At 65.3% G+C, this 14348-nt stretch carries 14 protein-coding genes, 1 tRNA gene and 1 riboswitch; of the genes, 12 read left to right on the forward strand and 3 right to left on the reverse strand.

Annotated elements, in window-relative coordinates; all coding sequences use genetic code 11:
* Positions 1-242: 242 nt before the first annotated feature.
* The gene (locus tag ACK5NW_RS01790; protein WP_416924538.1) at positions 243-476 is read left to right on the forward strand and encodes a phage virion morphogenesis protein; all 234 of its coding nucleotides are present in this window, start codon (positions 243-245) and stop codon (positions 474-476) included.
* 113 nt (positions 477-589) lie between these two features.
* Here ACK5NW_RS01790 and ACK5NW_RS01795 read toward each other — a convergent pair whose 3' ends face one another.
* The gene (locus tag ACK5NW_RS01795; protein ID WP_416924539.1) at positions 590-1318 is read right to left on the reverse strand and encodes a methyltransferase domain-containing protein; all 729 of its coding nucleotides are present in this window, start codon (positions 1316-1318) and stop codon (positions 590-592) included.
* Positions 1319-1358: 40 nt separating this feature from the next.
* A complete protein-coding gene (locus ACK5NW_RS01800) occupies positions 1359-2252 on the reverse strand; it encodes an NUDIX hydrolase (RefSeq protein WP_416924540.1) in 894 nt (297 codons plus the stop codon).
* A gap of 171 nt (positions 2253-2423) precedes the next feature.
* Here ACK5NW_RS01800 and ACK5NW_RS01805 point away from each other — a divergent pair, with 171 nt between their 5' ends.
* Both ACK5NW_RS01805 and gshA read left to right on the forward strand, forming a co-directional pair.
* A complete protein-coding gene (locus ACK5NW_RS01805; RefSeq protein ID WP_416924541.1) occupies positions 2424-3335 on the forward strand; it encodes an SDR family NAD(P)-dependent oxidoreductase in 912 nt (303 codons plus the stop codon).
* A gap of 263 nt (positions 3336-3598) precedes the next feature.
* A complete protein-coding gene (gshA, locus tag ACK5NW_RS01810; protein ID WP_416924542.1) occupies positions 3599-5140 on the forward strand; it encodes a glutamate--cysteine ligase in 1542 nt (513 codons plus the stop codon).
* A gap of 78 nt (positions 5141-5218) precedes the next feature.
* Here gshA and ACK5NW_RS01815 read toward each other — a convergent pair.
* A tRNA-Asn gene (locus ACK5NW_RS01815) sits at positions 5219-5294 on the reverse strand.
* A 188-nt stretch (positions 5295-5482) separates the two neighbouring features.
* Positions 5483-5593: riboswitch (TPP riboswitch) on the forward strand.
* A 75-nt stretch (positions 5594-5668) separates the two neighbouring features.
* Between ACK5NW_RS01815 and thiC the strand changes: the two genes are divergently transcribed.
* The 9 genes from thiC (at position 5669) to ACK5NW_RS01860 (ending at position 14144) form a co-directional block, all read left to right on the forward strand.
* The gene (gene thiC, locus ACK5NW_RS01820; protein WP_416924543.1) at positions 5669-7558 is read left to right on the forward strand and encodes a phosphomethylpyrimidine synthase ThiC; all 1890 of its coding nucleotides are present in this window, start codon (positions 5669-5671) and stop codon (positions 7556-7558) included.
* Between the two features lie 192 nt (positions 7559-7750).
* A complete protein-coding gene (locus ACK5NW_RS01825) occupies positions 7751-8962 on the forward strand; it encodes an FAD-dependent oxidoreductase (RefSeq protein ID WP_416924544.1) in 1212 nt (403 codons plus the stop codon).
* A 26-nt stretch (positions 8963-8988) separates the two neighbouring features.
* Positions 8989-9369, forward strand: coding sequence for an aspartate 1-decarboxylase (panD, locus tag ACK5NW_RS01830; RefSeq protein ID WP_416924545.1), 381 nt, complete (start codon positions 8989-8991; stop codon positions 9367-9369).
* Positions 9366-10661 (forward strand): adenosylmethionine--8-amino-7-oxononanoate transaminase, encoded by a 1296-nt coding sequence (locus ACK5NW_RS01835; protein ID WP_416924546.1) that lies wholly within the window; start codon positions 9366-9368, stop codon positions 10659-10661. The genes panD and ACK5NW_RS01835 overlap by 4 nt, the downstream gene beginning before the upstream one ends.
* Positions 10661-11320 (forward strand): dethiobiotin synthase, encoded by a 660-nt coding sequence (bioD, locus tag ACK5NW_RS01840; RefSeq protein WP_416924547.1) that lies wholly within the window; start codon positions 10661-10663, stop codon positions 11318-11320. Before ACK5NW_RS01835 ends, bioD begins: the two co-directional genes overlap by 1 nt.
* Positions 11317-12573: an 8-amino-7-oxononanoate synthase gene (gene bioF, locus ACK5NW_RS01845; protein WP_416924548.1), complete on the forward strand. Its 1257-nt coding sequence runs from the start codon at positions 11317-11319 to the stop codon at positions 12571-12573. Before bioD ends, bioF begins: the two co-directional genes overlap by 4 nt.
* Positions 12574-12689: 116 nt before the next feature.
* Positions 12690-12944 carry a sulfur carrier protein ThiS gene (thiS, locus tag ACK5NW_RS01850; RefSeq protein WP_416924549.1) on the forward strand — a complete coding sequence of 85 codons (255 nt, stop codon included), beginning with the start codon at positions 12690-12692 and terminating at the stop codon, positions 12942-12944.
* Positions 12945-12953: 9 nt separating this feature from the next.
* A complete protein-coding gene (locus ACK5NW_RS01855) occupies positions 12954-13295 on the forward strand; it encodes a DUF3024 domain-containing protein (protein ID WP_416924550.1) in 342 nt (113 codons plus the stop codon).
* Positions 13296-13319: 24 nt separating this feature from the next.
* The gene (locus ACK5NW_RS01860) at positions 13320-14144 is read left to right on the forward strand and encodes a thiazole synthase (protein ID WP_416924551.1); all 825 of its coding nucleotides are present in this window, start codon (positions 13320-13322) and stop codon (positions 14142-14144) included.
* Positions 14145-14348 lie beyond the last annotated feature (204 nt).

The following is a 14348-nucleotide window of genomic DNA, read 5'->3' on the forward strand; positions in this document are numbered from 1 at the left end:
GTTCGCTTGAGTCCTTTCTCCAGTCTGGCAACCAGCTCCGGATAGTCCTTGAGCGCCTCTTGCAGGATTTTGGGCACGGGCGGGTGTTGCGGCTCGGTGACCACAGGCGGATGCTGCGGCGCGGCTTTCTTTTTGAAAAAATTGAGCATGGTGGACTTCCTGGGTTGTGGTACCGGTTGCAGTTGTGACGATGCCTATGTTCGCACAGCATGACGCATGGGCTTGCCCCGTGCGCCGGGCAGATGGTCATAGACCGCAGCGCGCATGTCCTTGGGGACGTGGCGACCGTGTTGTATTTGCTGCGCAGCACGCAGGATCGCTTCAAATTACAGATAGGGCCGGACGGCGGACGCTGGGCTGCTCCGAAGCGTCTGAGCCGCAAAAAGAAACACAAGGACAAAATCCTGGCGCTGCAGGGCTTTTGCGCAAAAGCATTCGCTGGCAGGCCGTGGCCAGTTTGTTTGGTACACGGATAGCGGTGCGGTGCAAGATGTCGCCCAGGGTCTGACGGCGGATGGCGGGGCGCATGCCAAATCTTCTTGTTGGTGGTGTTTTTAGCCGTTGACGCAATTGTGCATCGCAATAACAGCTATATTTTTTGAAGCAAATTAACCCGCATGGGCCGCAAGAAGGGTGCGCCGCCGGGTGGGCGCAGGGCCTCGAAGCGTTCGCGCACGCGCTCGCGCAGGGCGTCGTCAAAACGGCGCTCAGCGAAGGTGACGTGGGTCATGCGGCGCTCAAATTCGTCAAAGTTGGCGTAGCGCGCGGGCATGGCAAAGCGCAGTTCAGCCACCTGTTGCCAGCCGCCCTGGGCCAGCGCGCGTTGCAGCGCGGCGATGGCGTGCAGACGCACCTGTTGCTCGTCGTTGAACAGGCGCACTACTTCGTTCAGCGGGCCGTCGAATACTGGCTCGGACACATACAGGTGCCCACCGGGGCGCAGCACGCGGCACGCTTCGGCCAGGCTTTGATCCATCAGCGCCTGGGGAACGTGGTGCAGTGATTTGAGCATCAGGGCCAGCTCGAAGCTGGCGTCTTCGGCGGGAATGGCCTGCGCGCCCGCAGCCACGAAGTGCAGGCCGGGTGTGGGCGGTGCGGCCAGGTTTTTGGCGTGCTGGATGGCGTCGACCTCCAGCGCCTGCACACGGCAGCCGGGGTAGGTTTGCAGCAGGCGGCGCGACAGCCCGGCCGCGCCGCAGCCCAGCTCGATGATGCGCTGTGCGTGCAGCGGCACCAGGCGATGCAGCAGGGCCAGTTCGTCAGAGATCAGTTCAGGCCCAGCAGTAGGCCGGGCAGCAGTGGGCAGGGCAGCAGTCATGGCGGTTCAGGCGTCGAAGTCCAGGCGTTGGGATCCAGGTTCAGTCAATGAAGGCGGCCAGCCCTTGCGGCGGCTCAAAGCGCTGGTTGCGCCACACCACGCGGGTGGGCACGGGCGCGGGCAGGGCGCGGGAGGACTCGGGGTGGGCGGTGTCGCCGGGGTAGCACAGCACGCGTGTGCCACCGTCTTCTACCGCCTCGGGCTGGATCAGGGGCGGGCGGCGCGTGCGGGCATCGGCCAGGGCGTGTGCCACGTCGCGGTATTGCAGCAGGTGCAGCAGGCTGACGATTTGCGGCGGGGCCATGTCGATCTCATGGTCGCGGTACTGCGCCAGCGCCGCGCGGGGGGTGAGCCAGCGCGCCTCGGTCACTTCAAAGTCGTCGATCCGTGCTTGCTGGTCTGGCGGCACGGCGGCCAGGAAAAAGCGGGTGTCGAAGCGCTTGTTCATCACCGAAGGGCGGCGCGGGGTGATCCAGCGCGACCAGGGGGCCAGGTTGCGGGTGTCAAGTTGCAAGGCGTGATCGGCCAGCATCTGGCTGAACGGCTGGCCCTGGGCGATGGCCTCGAAGGCGGCGTGCTGTGCGGATTCGCCCAGCGGCTGGCGATCGCGCAGGGCAAACAGCAGGCCCGATTCTTCAAACGCCTCGCGCGCGGCGGCCACAAAAAAGGCGGCGGACAGGGCGGGGGGCAGGGCGGGTTCACCCAGCAGCGGGTGCAAATCGGCAGGTGGGCGGTCAAGCCGGTCGAGCGAGGCGGGCTGGCTATCGGCCTGATCGACCTTGCCGCCCGCAAAGACGTAAGCCCCGCCCAGCACGGCCGAGTTGGTGTGCCGACGCATCAGCAGCACTTGCAGGCCGGGCGCGCCGTCGCGCAGCATCACCATCGAGGCGGCATCGCGCGGCGGGGTGTCGATCACGTCGTGGTTCAGTTCCATAACGGCGATTGTGCGGCCACTTGCCGGGGGCCGCTGTCTGGCCGGTAACAGGGGGCAAACCGGCGATCAGGGGGCGCGATGGCGGGGTAGTCACAAGGTAAGTGCAGGGTAACTACCAATGATGTATTAAAGTTCAGGCCGAATTCAATCTCCATGTAAGGAAAAGACTGTATGAGCAAGATCGATTTTTCAGGCCGCGTGGCCATCGTGACGGGCGCAGGCGGCGGTGTGGGCCGCTTGCACGCGCTGGGCCTGGCCGCGCGCGGTGCCAAGGTGGTGGTCAACGACCTGGGCGGGGCGGTGGATGGCTCGGGCAGCTCGGCCACGGCGGCGCAAAAGGTGGTCGACGAAATCAAGGCCGCAGGCGGTGAGGCCATAGCCAATGGCGCGTCGGTGACCGATTTTGACGCCGTGCAGGCCATGGTGCAGCAAACCATGGACATCTGGGGTCGGGTGGACGTGCTGGTCAACAACGCGGGCATCTTGCGCGACAAGAGCTTTGCCAAGATGGATCTGGCCGATTTCCGCCTGGTGCTGGACGTGCACCTGATGGGCGCGGTGCACACCTGCAAGGCGGTGTGGCCGCATATGGTGGAGCAAAAATACGGCCGCATCGTGATGACCACCTCATCCACCGGCCTGTATGGCAACTTTGGCCAGTCGAACTATGGTGCGGCCAAGCTGGCCCAGGTGGGTTTGATGCAGACCTTGAGCCTTGAAGGGGCCAAGCACGGTATCCACGTCAACGCACTGGCCCCTACGGCGGCCACGCGCATGACCGAAGGGCTGGTGCCGCCCGAGGTGTTTGCCGCCCTCAACCCCGAAGCGGTGGTGCCCGCCATGCTGGTGCTGGCCAGCGAGCAGGCCCCCACCCGCACCATTTTGTGTGCGGGCGCGGGCACGTATGAGGCGGCGCACATCACGCTGACACGCGGGCTGCACCTGGGCCTGACGCCCGATACGCCCGAGCGCCTGCTGGCGGCCTTGGATCAAGTGACCAGCAGCGAGGGTGAAATCGTGCCTGAAAGCGGCACCGAACAAGGCACCAACGAGCTGAAGCTGGCGATGACGGCCAAGCGCTAAAAAACACCAATGACCGCTGGCGTGCGTTGAGCATGGCGGCTTCTGTGTCGGGTTTTGCGCCGGGTTTTTCGCCAGGATGGGCGCGGCCCGGCACGGTCATCACGCCTGTGATACCGTCGCCGCCTCTGCATAGGGCGTGTTCAACGTCTCCTCGTGGGCGTGTGGGTACGGCCTCGGGCGGCTTGCGCCTTGCAGCCCATCCCGACCCGCATCCCACACCCCTCGCGCAGAGATATTCAACACGCCCTTAGAGAGGACACCCTATGAGTACGCTGAGGGAGCGGCTCGCCGCACTGACCCCAGACCGCCTGCGCGGCATGCGCTGCGGCATCGAAAAAGAAAGCCTGCGCTCGCACGCCGACGGCACACTGGCGCTCACGCCGCATCCCGCGCCGCTGGGGTCGGCGCTGACGCACCCGCACATCACCACCGATTTCAGCGAATCACAGCTTGAACTGGTGACCGGCGTGCACGCCAGCGTAGACGCTGCGCTGGCCGAGCTGACGCAGATCCACCAGGTGGTCTATCGCCAACTGGCGGCGCTGGGCGACGAAATGCTGTGGGTATCGAGCATGCCGTGCGGCCTGCCGGTGGATGAAACCATTCCGCTCGGGCGCTACGGCAGCAGCAACGTGGGGCGCGCCAAAAGCGTGTACCGCATGGGACTGGCGCACCGGTATGGGCGGCGCATGCAAACCATCTCAGGCATTCACTACAACTGGTCGCTGCCGGGGCTGGGCAATGATGAATATTTCGGGTTAATCCGTAATTTCAGACGCCATGCCGTGGCCTTGCTGTATCTGTTTGGTGCTTCACCGGCCGTGTGCTCCCGCTTTGTGGCCGAGCGCGAGCACGAGCTGCAACCGCTGGGCAGGCACGCCATGCACCTGCCTTATGCCACCTCGTTGCGCATGGGGCGGCTGGGCTATCAAAGCGACGCGCAGGCATCGCTGGCCGTCAGCTACAACTGCCTGGGCAGCTATGCCGCATCGCTGGAGCAGGCGTTGACCCAGCCTTACCCACCCTATGAAGCGATTGGCGTCCAAAGCCCGGGCGGCGAATACAACCAGTTGTCGAACACGCTGCTGCAAATTGAAAACGAGTTTTACGGCACCATCCGCCCCAAACGGGTGATTCGGCCCGGCGAACGCCCTTTGCACGCCCTGCGCGAGCGCGGGGTGGAATATGTTGAAGTGCGGCTGATGGATTTGAACCCGTTTGAGGCGGCAGGCATTGGGGCCGACACGGTGCGGTTTTTAGACATGTTCTTGCTGTACTGCCTGTTGAGCGACAGCCCGCTGGACACGCCAGAAGAAATCAACGACCTCAAAACCAACCAGCACCTGACGGCCACACACGGGCGCGAGCCGGGGTTGAAGTTGATGCGCCACGGCCAACCCACGCTGCTGGCCGATTGGGTAGCCGACATCGTGGCGGCATTGGCACCTGTGGCTGCCCAAATGGATGCCGTGGACGACGGCGATGCCTATGCCCGTGCACTGGCGGCAGCCCAGACGCTGCTGGCCGACCCTGCCCAATTGCCTTCAGCGCGGGTGCTGCAAGCCGTGCGGGGCGACTACGAGGGCAACTTCGTCGCCTTTGTGCGCGACCGTTCGCTGCACAACCGCGCCGATTTTTTGGCGCTGGAAATGACGCTGAAAACCCAGGCCCATTTCAACCGTCTGGCCGACCAGTCGATGGCCGACCAGCAGCGCATTGAGTCCACAGACAGCATGCCGTTCGAGGTTTACCGCCGTGAATACGTGTCGCCAGATCGGCTGGGAATGGCGCGCTGCGTGCGGTAGCATTGATCCAAAATGCCAGTTTGGCCACGAAATAGCGAAAAAGCCCGCTGCGAAAAACACAGCGGGCTTTTATTTTGTTGGCTCCCCGACCTGGGCTCGAACCAGGGACCTACGGATTAACAGTCCGGCGCTCTACCGACTGAGCTATCGGGGAATAAGCCTTGCATTATAGCCTGAAAAATCGGTGATAAACCGATGGCTGATGAAACCTGGCTTGCCCAAGTGCGACGCATCTGCAACAGCCTGTTGGTTGGTGCAACTGGCTGATCGTGAGAGTGATGAGCCGAATGGACATTTTTGATCTCAGGTCAATCGGTATGCGCAGGCTTGCATGTATTATGGGCAACAACTCCGGGGTGCCCGCCATGATGGCGAGCTGAGATGGCTTTTAAGGCCGAACCCGTCAACTTGATCCGGCTAGTACCGGCGTAAGGAAGAGCAGGCTCTTGATGGATGATGCTGCCCGCAGGCGCACAACCCATCACAGGCGGGCATCCGGAGTCCCACGACGACCCAGGAGACTTGCCCATGAACGCCCCCGACAAACTGACCCAGTTGACCCACCTGTTGGCGCTGACGCGCACGCCACTGCCCGCATCGCGTAAGGGCAGCATCATCGGCAGCCGCGTCGATATTCGCGTACCAGTGCGCGATGTCGCGCTGACCAATGGGCGCGAAGTATCGTTTTACGACACGTCCGGCCCTTACACCGACCCGCAGGCCAGCATCGACGTGCGGTGTGGCCTGGCCGCAGTGCGCCAAGGCTGGATCGACGAGCGCGGTGATACAGAAGGTTATGAAGGCCGTCTGGCCCAGATCCTGGACGATGGCGGCAAACATGACATGCGGGATGCCGAGCGCATCGACCAGCTGCGCCGCGAGGCTGCCGGGCTGCAACGCCAGCCGCGTCGTGCCAAGGCCGGAGCCAACGTGACGCAGATGCACTACGCCCGACGCGGCATCGTCACGCCCGAGATGGAATACGTCGCCCTGCGCGAAAACGGCCGACTGGAGTGGACGAGAGAATTTTTAGGCAACACCCAGCGCGAGTCGCGCCGCCGCGGCAACCCGATGGGTGCGGTGTTGCCCGAGCGCATCACGCCCGAGTTCGTGCGCGACGAGGTGGCCAGAGGGCGCGCCATCATCCCGGCCAACATCAACCACCCGGAGATCGAGCCGATGGCCATCGGCCGCAACTTCCGCGTCAAGATCAACGCCAACATCGGCAATTCGGCCGTTACCAGCAGCATCGAAGAAGAGGTGGAAAAGCTGGTCTGGTCGATCCGCTGGGGTGCCGACACGGTGATGGATTTGAGTACCGGCAAAAACATCCACACCACGCGCGACTGGATTTTGCGCAACTCACCCGTGCCCATCGGCACTGTGCCCATCTACCAGGCGCTGGAAAAGGTGGGCGGCGTGGCCGAGGAGCTGACCTGGCCGATCTTCCGTGACACGCTGATCGAGCAGGCCGAGCAGGGCGTGGACTACTTCACCATCCACGCTGGCGTGCGGCTGCCCTTTATCCACCTGACGGCCGATCGCGTCACCGGCATCGTCAGCCGCGGCGGCTCCATCATGGCCAAGTGGTGCATCGCGCACCATCAGGAGAGCTTTCTCTACACGCACTTTGAAGACATCTGCGCCATCATGAAAGCGTATGACGTCAGCTTCAGCCTGGGCGACGGCCTGCGCCCCGGCTGCGCCTCAGACGCCAACGACGAAGCTCAGTTTGCCGAACTGCACACGCTGGGCGAGTTGACGCAGGTGGCCTGGAAGCACGACGTGCAGACCATGATCGAAGGCCCCGGCCACGTGCCCATGCACATGATCCAGGCCAACATGGACGAGCAGCTGAAAACCTGCCACGAGGCGCCGTTCTACACCCTGGGGCCGCTGACCATCGACATCGCGCTGGGTTACGACCACATTGCCAGCGCCATCGGCGCGGCCATGATCGGCTGGATGGGCACCGCCATGCTCTGCTACGTGACGCCCAAGGAGCACCTGGGCCTGCCCGACCGCGACGACGTCAAGCAGGGCATCATCGCCTACAAGATCGCCGCACACGCCGCCGACGTGGCCAAGGGCCACCCCAGCGCCCGCGCGCGCGACGACGCCATCAGCCACGCGCGCTTCGAGTTCCGCTGGGAAGACCAGTTCAACCTGGGGCTGGACCCGGACACCGCGCGCGACTTCCACGACGAAACCCTGCCCAAAGACTCCAGCAAGACCGCGCATTTTTGCAGCATGTGCGGCCCCAAGTTCTGCAGCATGAAGATCACGCAGGAAGTGCGCGACTTCGCTGCCGCCAAGGGCTTGAGCGAGCAGGATGCGCTGCAACGCGGCATGGATGAAAAGTCGGCCGAGTTTCAAGCCAAGGGCGGGGAGTTTTATGTGCCGATCAAGCCCGCCTGAACGCGGCAAAAGGCTTAGAGCGTGTTCAACGTCTCTGCGCGGGTGTGTGGGCGCGGCCTCGGGCGGTCTGCGCCTTGCAGCCCATCCCGATCCGCATCCCACACCCCTCACGCTGAGACGTTGCACGCTCTTAATGCCCTTTGATGCTTGTTTGTTGGCACACACAAAAATCTGTCAAATTAATTGCAAATCATGACTAAAGCCATGCATATCGGTATCGCTGGCGCGGGTCTGCTGGGGCGGTTGCTGGCTTGGCATTTGTCGCAAGTGGGCCACCGCGTCAGCGTGTTTGACCCTGCCACCGGCCCACAATCCGTACCGCGCAGCCAAGCGCCTGATCCTTATGTGCCGACGGCGGCGGCGTTTACAGCGGCGGGTATGCTCAGCCCGCTGGCTGAGCTGGACAACGCTGAACCTGCCGTGGCCGCGCTGGGCTGGCGTTCGCTGGCGCTGTGGCCGCAAATTGCTGCGGCCTTGCCAGAGGCACCAAAGGTCCAGGTGGGCGGCAGCCTGCTGGTGGCCCACCGGGCCGATTTGGGCGCGGCGCAGCGTGTGTTGAATCGCTTGCAAAGCGCCACGGCCACGCCTGAATGGCGTGCCGCCAGCCCGGCTGAAGGCGTGCAGCCGCTGGAGATGACCGCGCTGCGCGCGCTGGAGCCATCCATCCAAGGCCCTTCGCACGCCTGGCTGCTGCCGGGTGAGGGCTTTATCGACACCGTGGCGATGATGGCGGCGCTGTATGCAGGCGCTGTTGACGTTGATTGGCATTGGGGGCAGCGCGTGTTGACGGTGGAAGCGGGCGAGGGCGGCGGCACGCTGCGTCTGGCCGATGGTCGCGCGCTGGCCTTCGATGTCGTGGTTGATGTGCGTGGTGTGGGTGCGGGTTTGCTTCCTCTCCCGCCTGCGGGAGAGGGCAGGGGTGTGGGCGGACGAGCCAACTCCCTGTACGTCCGTGGTGTGCGTGGTGAAGTGGTCTGGCTCGACTGCCCCGGCCACGGTCTGACGTGCCCGGTGCGCCTGCTGCACCCGCGCCACCGCGTCTACATCGTGCCACGCACCGCGCGCGACGTGCTGGTGGGTGCCAGCGAGATCGAGAGCGAAGACCGCAGTCCGGCCAGCCTGCGCAGCGTGGTCGAGCTGCTGGCCGCTGCCCACAGTGTGGTGCCCGCGCTGGCCGAGGCGCGCATCCTCAAGCTCGACGTCAACCTGCGCCCCGCGCTGCCCGACAACGGCCCGCTGGTTCAACATGCGCCACACCTGTTGCGCATCAACGGCCTGTTCCGCCACGGCTGGCTGCTGGCACCGGCGCTGGTGCAAGACGCGCTGCGGGCAATGGAGATCGATCTCCTGACACCATTGCGCGGCGATGCGGTGCTAACCTTTCAGACCATTGCGGGCGGCTGATCGCTCAAACCCTACTGGAGATGCCCATGTTTCGCACCCTGCTCAAGTCCAAGATTCACCGCGTTGCCGTGACCCAGTGCGAGCTGCACTACGAAGGCTCGTGCGCCATCGACGAAGACCTGCTGGACGCCGCCAACATTGCCGAGAACGAGCAGGTTCACATCTGGAACATCAACAACGGCGAGCGCTTCATCACCTACGCCATCAAGGGCGAGCGGGGTTCGGGCATGATTTCGGTCAACGGCTCGGCGGCACGCCGCGCCTCGGCGGGCGATTTGCTAATCATCGCGGCCTTTGCCCAGGTGCACGAAGACCGGGTGGCGGCGCACAAGCCGCAACTGGTGTTCGTCGACGGCAACAACCGCGCCACAGGTTCACGCGATCACGTGCCGGTGCAAAAAACATGAGCACAGCCACCTTGGCGCAGCGCAGCTTGCGCAGCGTGTGGCACCCGTGCACGCAGATGAAGCGGCACGAGGCGCTGCCGCCCGTGGCGATTGCGCGCGCCGAAGGGCCTTGGCTGGTCGACACCGATGGTCGGCGCTACCTGGATGCGGTCAGCTCCTGGTGGGTCAACCTGTTCGGTCACAGTCATCCGGCCATGCGCGCCGCGCTGGCCGACCAGATGAATCGGCTCGACCACGTGATGCTCGCAGGCTTTACCCATGCGCCGGTGGTGGAGTTGTCGGAGCGGCTGTCGGCGCTGACCGCTCTGGGCCACGCCTTCTACGCCAGCGACGGTGCCTCGGCCACCGAAATTGCGCTGAAGATGAGCGCGCATTTCTGGCGCAACAGCGGGCGGCCCGCCAAGAGTCATTTTGTTGGGCTGGTCGGCGGCTACCACGGTGAAACCGTGGGTGCGCTGGCCGTCACCGACATTGCGCTGTTTCGCCAAGCCTACGCACCGCTGGTGCGCCTGGCCGCCACCGTGCCCAGCCCCGACCAGCGCGGCGTCGGGGCCGGGGCCGCCGCTGCCGCGCTGGGAGACTGGCTGGCACTGCACCATGAAAGCACCGCTGCGCTGATCGTTGAGCCACTGGTGCAGTGCGCCGCCGGCATGGCCATGCACGACGCCGACTACCTGCGCCAGGCGCGCGCGCTGTGCGACCGCCACGACGTGCACCTGGTGGTGGACGAAATTGCCACCGGCTTTGGCCGCACCGGCACCCTGTTTGCGCATGAGCAGGCTGGCATCCGGCCCGACTTCCTGTGCCTGTCCAAGGGACTGACTGGCGGCACCCTGCCGCTGTCGGCGGTGTTGACCACCGATGCGGTGTACGCGGCTTTTTATGACGACGACGTGGCGCGCGGCTTTCTGCACTCGCATTCCTACACCGGCAACCCGCTGGCCTGCCGCGCCGCGCTGACCACGCTTGATCTGTTCGAGACGGAAGGTGCATTGGCCCGCAACCGGGACACCGCACAGGCTCTGGACGTTTTGCTGGCTCCCCTGTCTGGCCACCCGCAAGTGCGCCACGCCCGGCGCCAGGGGATGATCTGGGCCTGGGACATCGATACCGCGCTGCCCGATTTTGCACGCCGCTACCAGGGCCACGCACTGGCACGCGGCCTAGTGCTGCGGCCCATTGGCAACACGCTGTATTTGATGCCGCCGTACGTGCTCGATGCCGAGGCCATGCAGCATCTGGCCGACGGCGCACTGGCGGCACTTGAAGCCACGCTTGCGGAAAGCCCCTGATGACCGCCTTCTTCGTCACCGGCACCGACACCGGGGTTGGCAAGACCCTGGTGGCCTGCGCGCTGTTGCACGCGCTGGCCCGGCACCACCGGCGTGTGGTTGGCATGAAGCCCGTGGCCGCTGGTCTGGTGCAGACCCCCAGTGGCTGGGACAGCGAGGATGCCATGGCTCTGCGCAACGCCTCCACCGTGGCGGTGCCGCGCGATCTGGACAACCCTGTGCACCTGCCCGAAGCGCTCTCGCCGCACCTGGCCGCCGGGCGTGCGGGCATGTGCATCGATATCGCCCACCTCGTGGACTGCCAACGTCAGCTTGCGCAGCGCGCCGACGCGGTGGTGGTAGAAGGCGCTGGCGGCTTTTTGGTGCCGCTTTCACCTGGGCATACCGGCGGCGATCTGGCGCAGGCCCTGGGCCTGCCTGTGGTGCTGGTGGTGGGCATGCGCCTGGGCTGCCTGAACCACGCGCTGCTGACGGCGCAGGCCATCCGCGCGTGCGGCCTGACACTGGCGGGCTGGGTGGCCAATCGCCTCGACCCCGGCATGGCCGCTCCCGATGAGAACATCACCTACCTGCGCCAGCAGCTCAATGCCCCGCTGCTGGCCGACATTTCCCACAGCGCTGCGCCTGACTTTCATCGCGTGGCCATGCAACTGCCATGAACGCACCGACGATTCCCTCGCCAGCCTCCTGGCTCGACCAAATTCCCCAGCGCCTGGCCGCGCTGGACGATGCCCACCTGCGCCGCCACCGCCGCGTGGCCGAACCTGCCGGTGGTGCCCGGCTGCGCGTGGACGGGCGCGAGATGCTGGCCTTTTGCAGCAACGACTACCTGGCCCTGGCCACCCACCCCGCACTGGCCGCAGCCGCCTGCGACGGTGCGTACCGCTATGGCACGGGCGCAGGCGCATCACCGCTGGTCAGCGGCCACAGCAGCGCCAACGACGCATTGGAGCGCGAGCTGGCCGCCTTCACCGGTCTGCCGCGCGCGTTGTATTTTTACGCTGGCTACGCCACCAATGCGGGCATCGTCCCCGCGCTGGTGGGCGAGGGCGATGCCATCTTTTCCGACGCGCTCAACCACGCCTGCCTGATTGACGGCGCACGCCTCTCGCGTGCGCGCATCCACCGCTGCGCACACGCCAATCTGGCCGACCTTGAGGCGCAACTGGCCGCCAGCCCCGCGCCGCGCAAACTGGTGATGAGCGATGCGGTGTTCAGCATGGACGGCGACAGCGCCGACATTCCCGCCCTGCTGGCACTGTGCGAACGGCACGACGCACTGCTGCTGCTGGACGACGCGCACGGCTTTGGTGTCTGCGGCCCTCAGGGGCGCGGCAGCCTGGCCGCCGCTGGTCTGACCGGTGCCAACGCATCGCGCCGCGTGCTGTACATGGCCACGCTGGGCAAGGCCGCTGGCGTGGCTGGTGCCTTCGTGGCCGGGCCTGATGAATTGGTTGAATGGCTGTTGCAGAAGACGCGCAGCTACATCTTCGCCACCGCCGCACCGGCCCCACTGGCGTGCGCGCTGCGTGCCAGCCTGCACCTGATCGAACAGGGCGACGGCCGCCGGGCGCAGTTGCAGCGTGCCATAGCGCGATTGCGCCAGGGCCTGCAACCGGTGCTGGCGCGCAGCGGCTGGCAGCTCGGCCACTCGGCCACCCCCATTCAGCCGCTGATGATCGGTGGCAACGCCGAGGCGCTGGCGGTCATGCAGGGTTTGCAAGAGCAGGGCCTGTGGGTGCCCGCCATCCGCCCGCCCACCGTGCCCGAAGGCACGGCCCGGCTGCGCATCGCGCTGTCAGTCGCCCACACCGAGGCCGACATCGACCGGCTGGTGCAGGCGCTGGGTCGGCTGGCAGCCACTGCCGTCAGCACTTCTGCGCAACCTCTGGCGCAAACGCATGGCGCGTGAGGGCATCATGCTGGCGCACATGGTGCTGCGCGACAATGGCGGGATGCTTTCTGAAATTGCTCCTGAATCAATAGCTATTGACGCTTTATAGGAAGGCACCAGATCATATTTTTCTTATGAATACCACCGCATCATCCAAACCGCTCTCGGCTTCGACCGGCAGCGCCAGCCTGACCATTCAGCTTGACGGCCAGCCGCATCCCGTGGCCACCGGCACCACGCTGGCGGCCCTGGTCGAGCAGCTTGGTCATGCGCCGGAAGGCGTGAGTACGGCCATCAATGGCGAGTTCGTGCCACGTGGCGCGCGGGCTGGGCGGGTGCTGGGCGAGGGCGATGCGGTGCTGCTGTTTCAGCCGATCGTGGGGGGGTGAAGAGTGGCGTTGAGCGAATTCGAGCAAAAGCGTGCCGAGAAAATCGTTGGTGCGCTGGCGACCAAACGGCGGCCCCCGCCCGCTGTGCGGGAACAGGTAGACCTGGTGTTTCGCGTTGTCGGCCAGAGTGTGGAGCTGTACGAGCTTCGCGCCGACTGGCGCGGCGGCGATGCCATGCACGAGCAGCCGGTGGCCAAGGCCACCTACGTCAAGGCGCAAGGCAGCTGGAAGCTCTTCTGGATGCGTTCAGACCAGAAGTGGCACCGGTACGACCCCAAGCCCATGCTGAAGGAGCTTGAGCAGGTGGTCGCCGAAATTGACGCCGATCCCCATGGTTGCTTTTGGGGTTGAGGCACGGACTATGAGCGTATTTTCATGAACACTGATCCCACGTCTGCTGTCGCCACAGACACCTGGCAGGTCGGCGACATCGCCCTCACCAGCCGCTTTCTCCTCGGCACCGCTGGCTACCCCTCGCCGCAGGTGCTGCGCGAGGCCATGCTGGCCTCGCGCAGCCAGGTGGTCACCGTGGGCCTCAAGCGCCAGCTGGCCGCCGGGGGCGACAACGGCTTCGTGCAGATGATCCAGGCCACGCTGAAAGAAACCGGCGCGCGCCTGCTGCCCAACACCGCGGGCTGCACCACCGCACGCGAGGCGGTGCAACTGGCGCAGATGGCGCGCGAGCTGTACGGCACGCCCTGGGTCAAGCTGGAAGTGGTGGGCGACGACTACACGCAGCAACCCGACCCGGTGGAGCTGGTCGAGGCGGCGCGCCAGCTCAGCCAAGACGGTTTCACTGTCTTGCCCTACTGCACCGACGATCTGGTGACCTGCCAACGCCTGCTGGACGCGGGTTGCCCGCTGCTCATGCCCTGGGGCGCGCCCATTGGCAGCGGCCAGGGGCTGGTGAATCCGTTTGCGCTGCGCCTGCTGCGCGAGCGCCTGCCCGGCGTGGTGCTGATCGTCGACGCCGGCATCGGCGCGCCCAGCCACGCCGCGCAGGCGATGGAGATGGGCTTTGACGCCGTGCTGCTCAACAGCGCCGTCAGCCAGTCGTCCGACCCGGTGCGCATGGCCAGCGCCTTCCGCCAGGCCATCGAGGCCGGTCGCGCCGCCTATCTGGCCGGCGTGATGGCCAAGCAGGACTTTGCTGTGGCGACGACGCCGGTGGGGGGCAAGCCGTTTTTGTTGGGTGGCTGAGTGGAGAGCCGAAAGATTTTGTCGCGCCTGGTTCTGTAAAGAAGCGAGCCAGTGGCATCCACCCACGTCTTATCAGAAACATACCTAAGGAAGGTCTGCAAAAGTCAGCCCCATGACGGCCTGATCTGAGACAGTGGAGCGATGCAACAGACAAGCCTTGCCACCACTGGATTCGAGCTTGCAGCCAAACGCACGCGCAAGCGT

This window comes from Ottowia sp. (assembly GCF_047975795.1).
In the GTDB taxonomy this organism is placed as follows: Bacteria; Pseudomonadota; Gammaproteobacteria; order Burkholderiales; family Burkholderiaceae_C; genus Ottowia.

Bases quoted from the DNA above. Each gene is read 5' to 3' on its own strand.
- ACK5NW_RS01790 (WP_416924538.1), top strand. From the start codon at position 243: ATGGTCATAGACCGCAGCGCGCATGTCCTTGGGGACGTGGCGACCGTG.
- ACK5NW_RS01795 (WP_416924539.1), bottom strand. From the start codon at position 1,318: ATGACTGCTGCCCTGCCCACTGCTGCCCGGCCTACTGCTGGGCCTGAA.
- ACK5NW_RS01800 (WP_416924540.1), bottom strand. From the start codon at position 2,252: ATGGAACTGAACCACGACGTGATCGACACCCCGCCGCGCGATGCCGCC.
- ACK5NW_RS01805 (WP_416924541.1), top strand. From the start codon at position 2,424: ATGAGCAAGATCGATTTTTCAGGCCGCGTGGCCATCGTGACGGGCGCA.
- gshA (WP_416924542.1), top strand. From the start codon at position 3,599: ATGAGTACGCTGAGGGAGCGGCTCGCCGCACTGACCCCAGACCGCCTG.
- thiC (WP_416924543.1), top strand. From the start codon at position 5,669: ATGAACGCCCCCGACAAACTGACCCAGTTGACCCACCTGTTGGCGCTG.
- ACK5NW_RS01825 (WP_416924544.1), top strand. From the start codon at position 7,751: ATGACTAAAGCCATGCATATCGGTATCGCTGGCGCGGGTCTGCTGGGG.
- panD (WP_416924545.1), top strand. From the start codon at position 8,989: ATGTTTCGCACCCTGCTCAAGTCCAAGATTCACCGCGTTGCCGTGACC.
- ACK5NW_RS01835 (WP_416924546.1), top strand. From the start codon at position 9,366: ATGAGCACAGCCACCTTGGCGCAGCGCAGCTTGCGCAGCGTGTGGCAC.
- bioD (WP_416924547.1), top strand. From the start codon at position 10,661: ATGACCGCCTTCTTCGTCACCGGCACCGACACCGGGGTTGGCAAGACC.
- bioF (WP_416924548.1), top strand. From the start codon at position 11,317: ATGAACGCACCGACGATTCCCTCGCCAGCCTCCTGGCTCGACCAAATT.
- thiS (WP_416924549.1), top strand. From the start codon at position 12,690: ATGAATACCACCGCATCATCCAAACCGCTCTCGGCTTCGACCGGCAGC.
- ACK5NW_RS01860 (WP_416924551.1), top strand. From the start codon at position 13,320: ATGAACACTGATCCCACGTCTGCTGTCGCCACAGACACCTGGCAGGTC.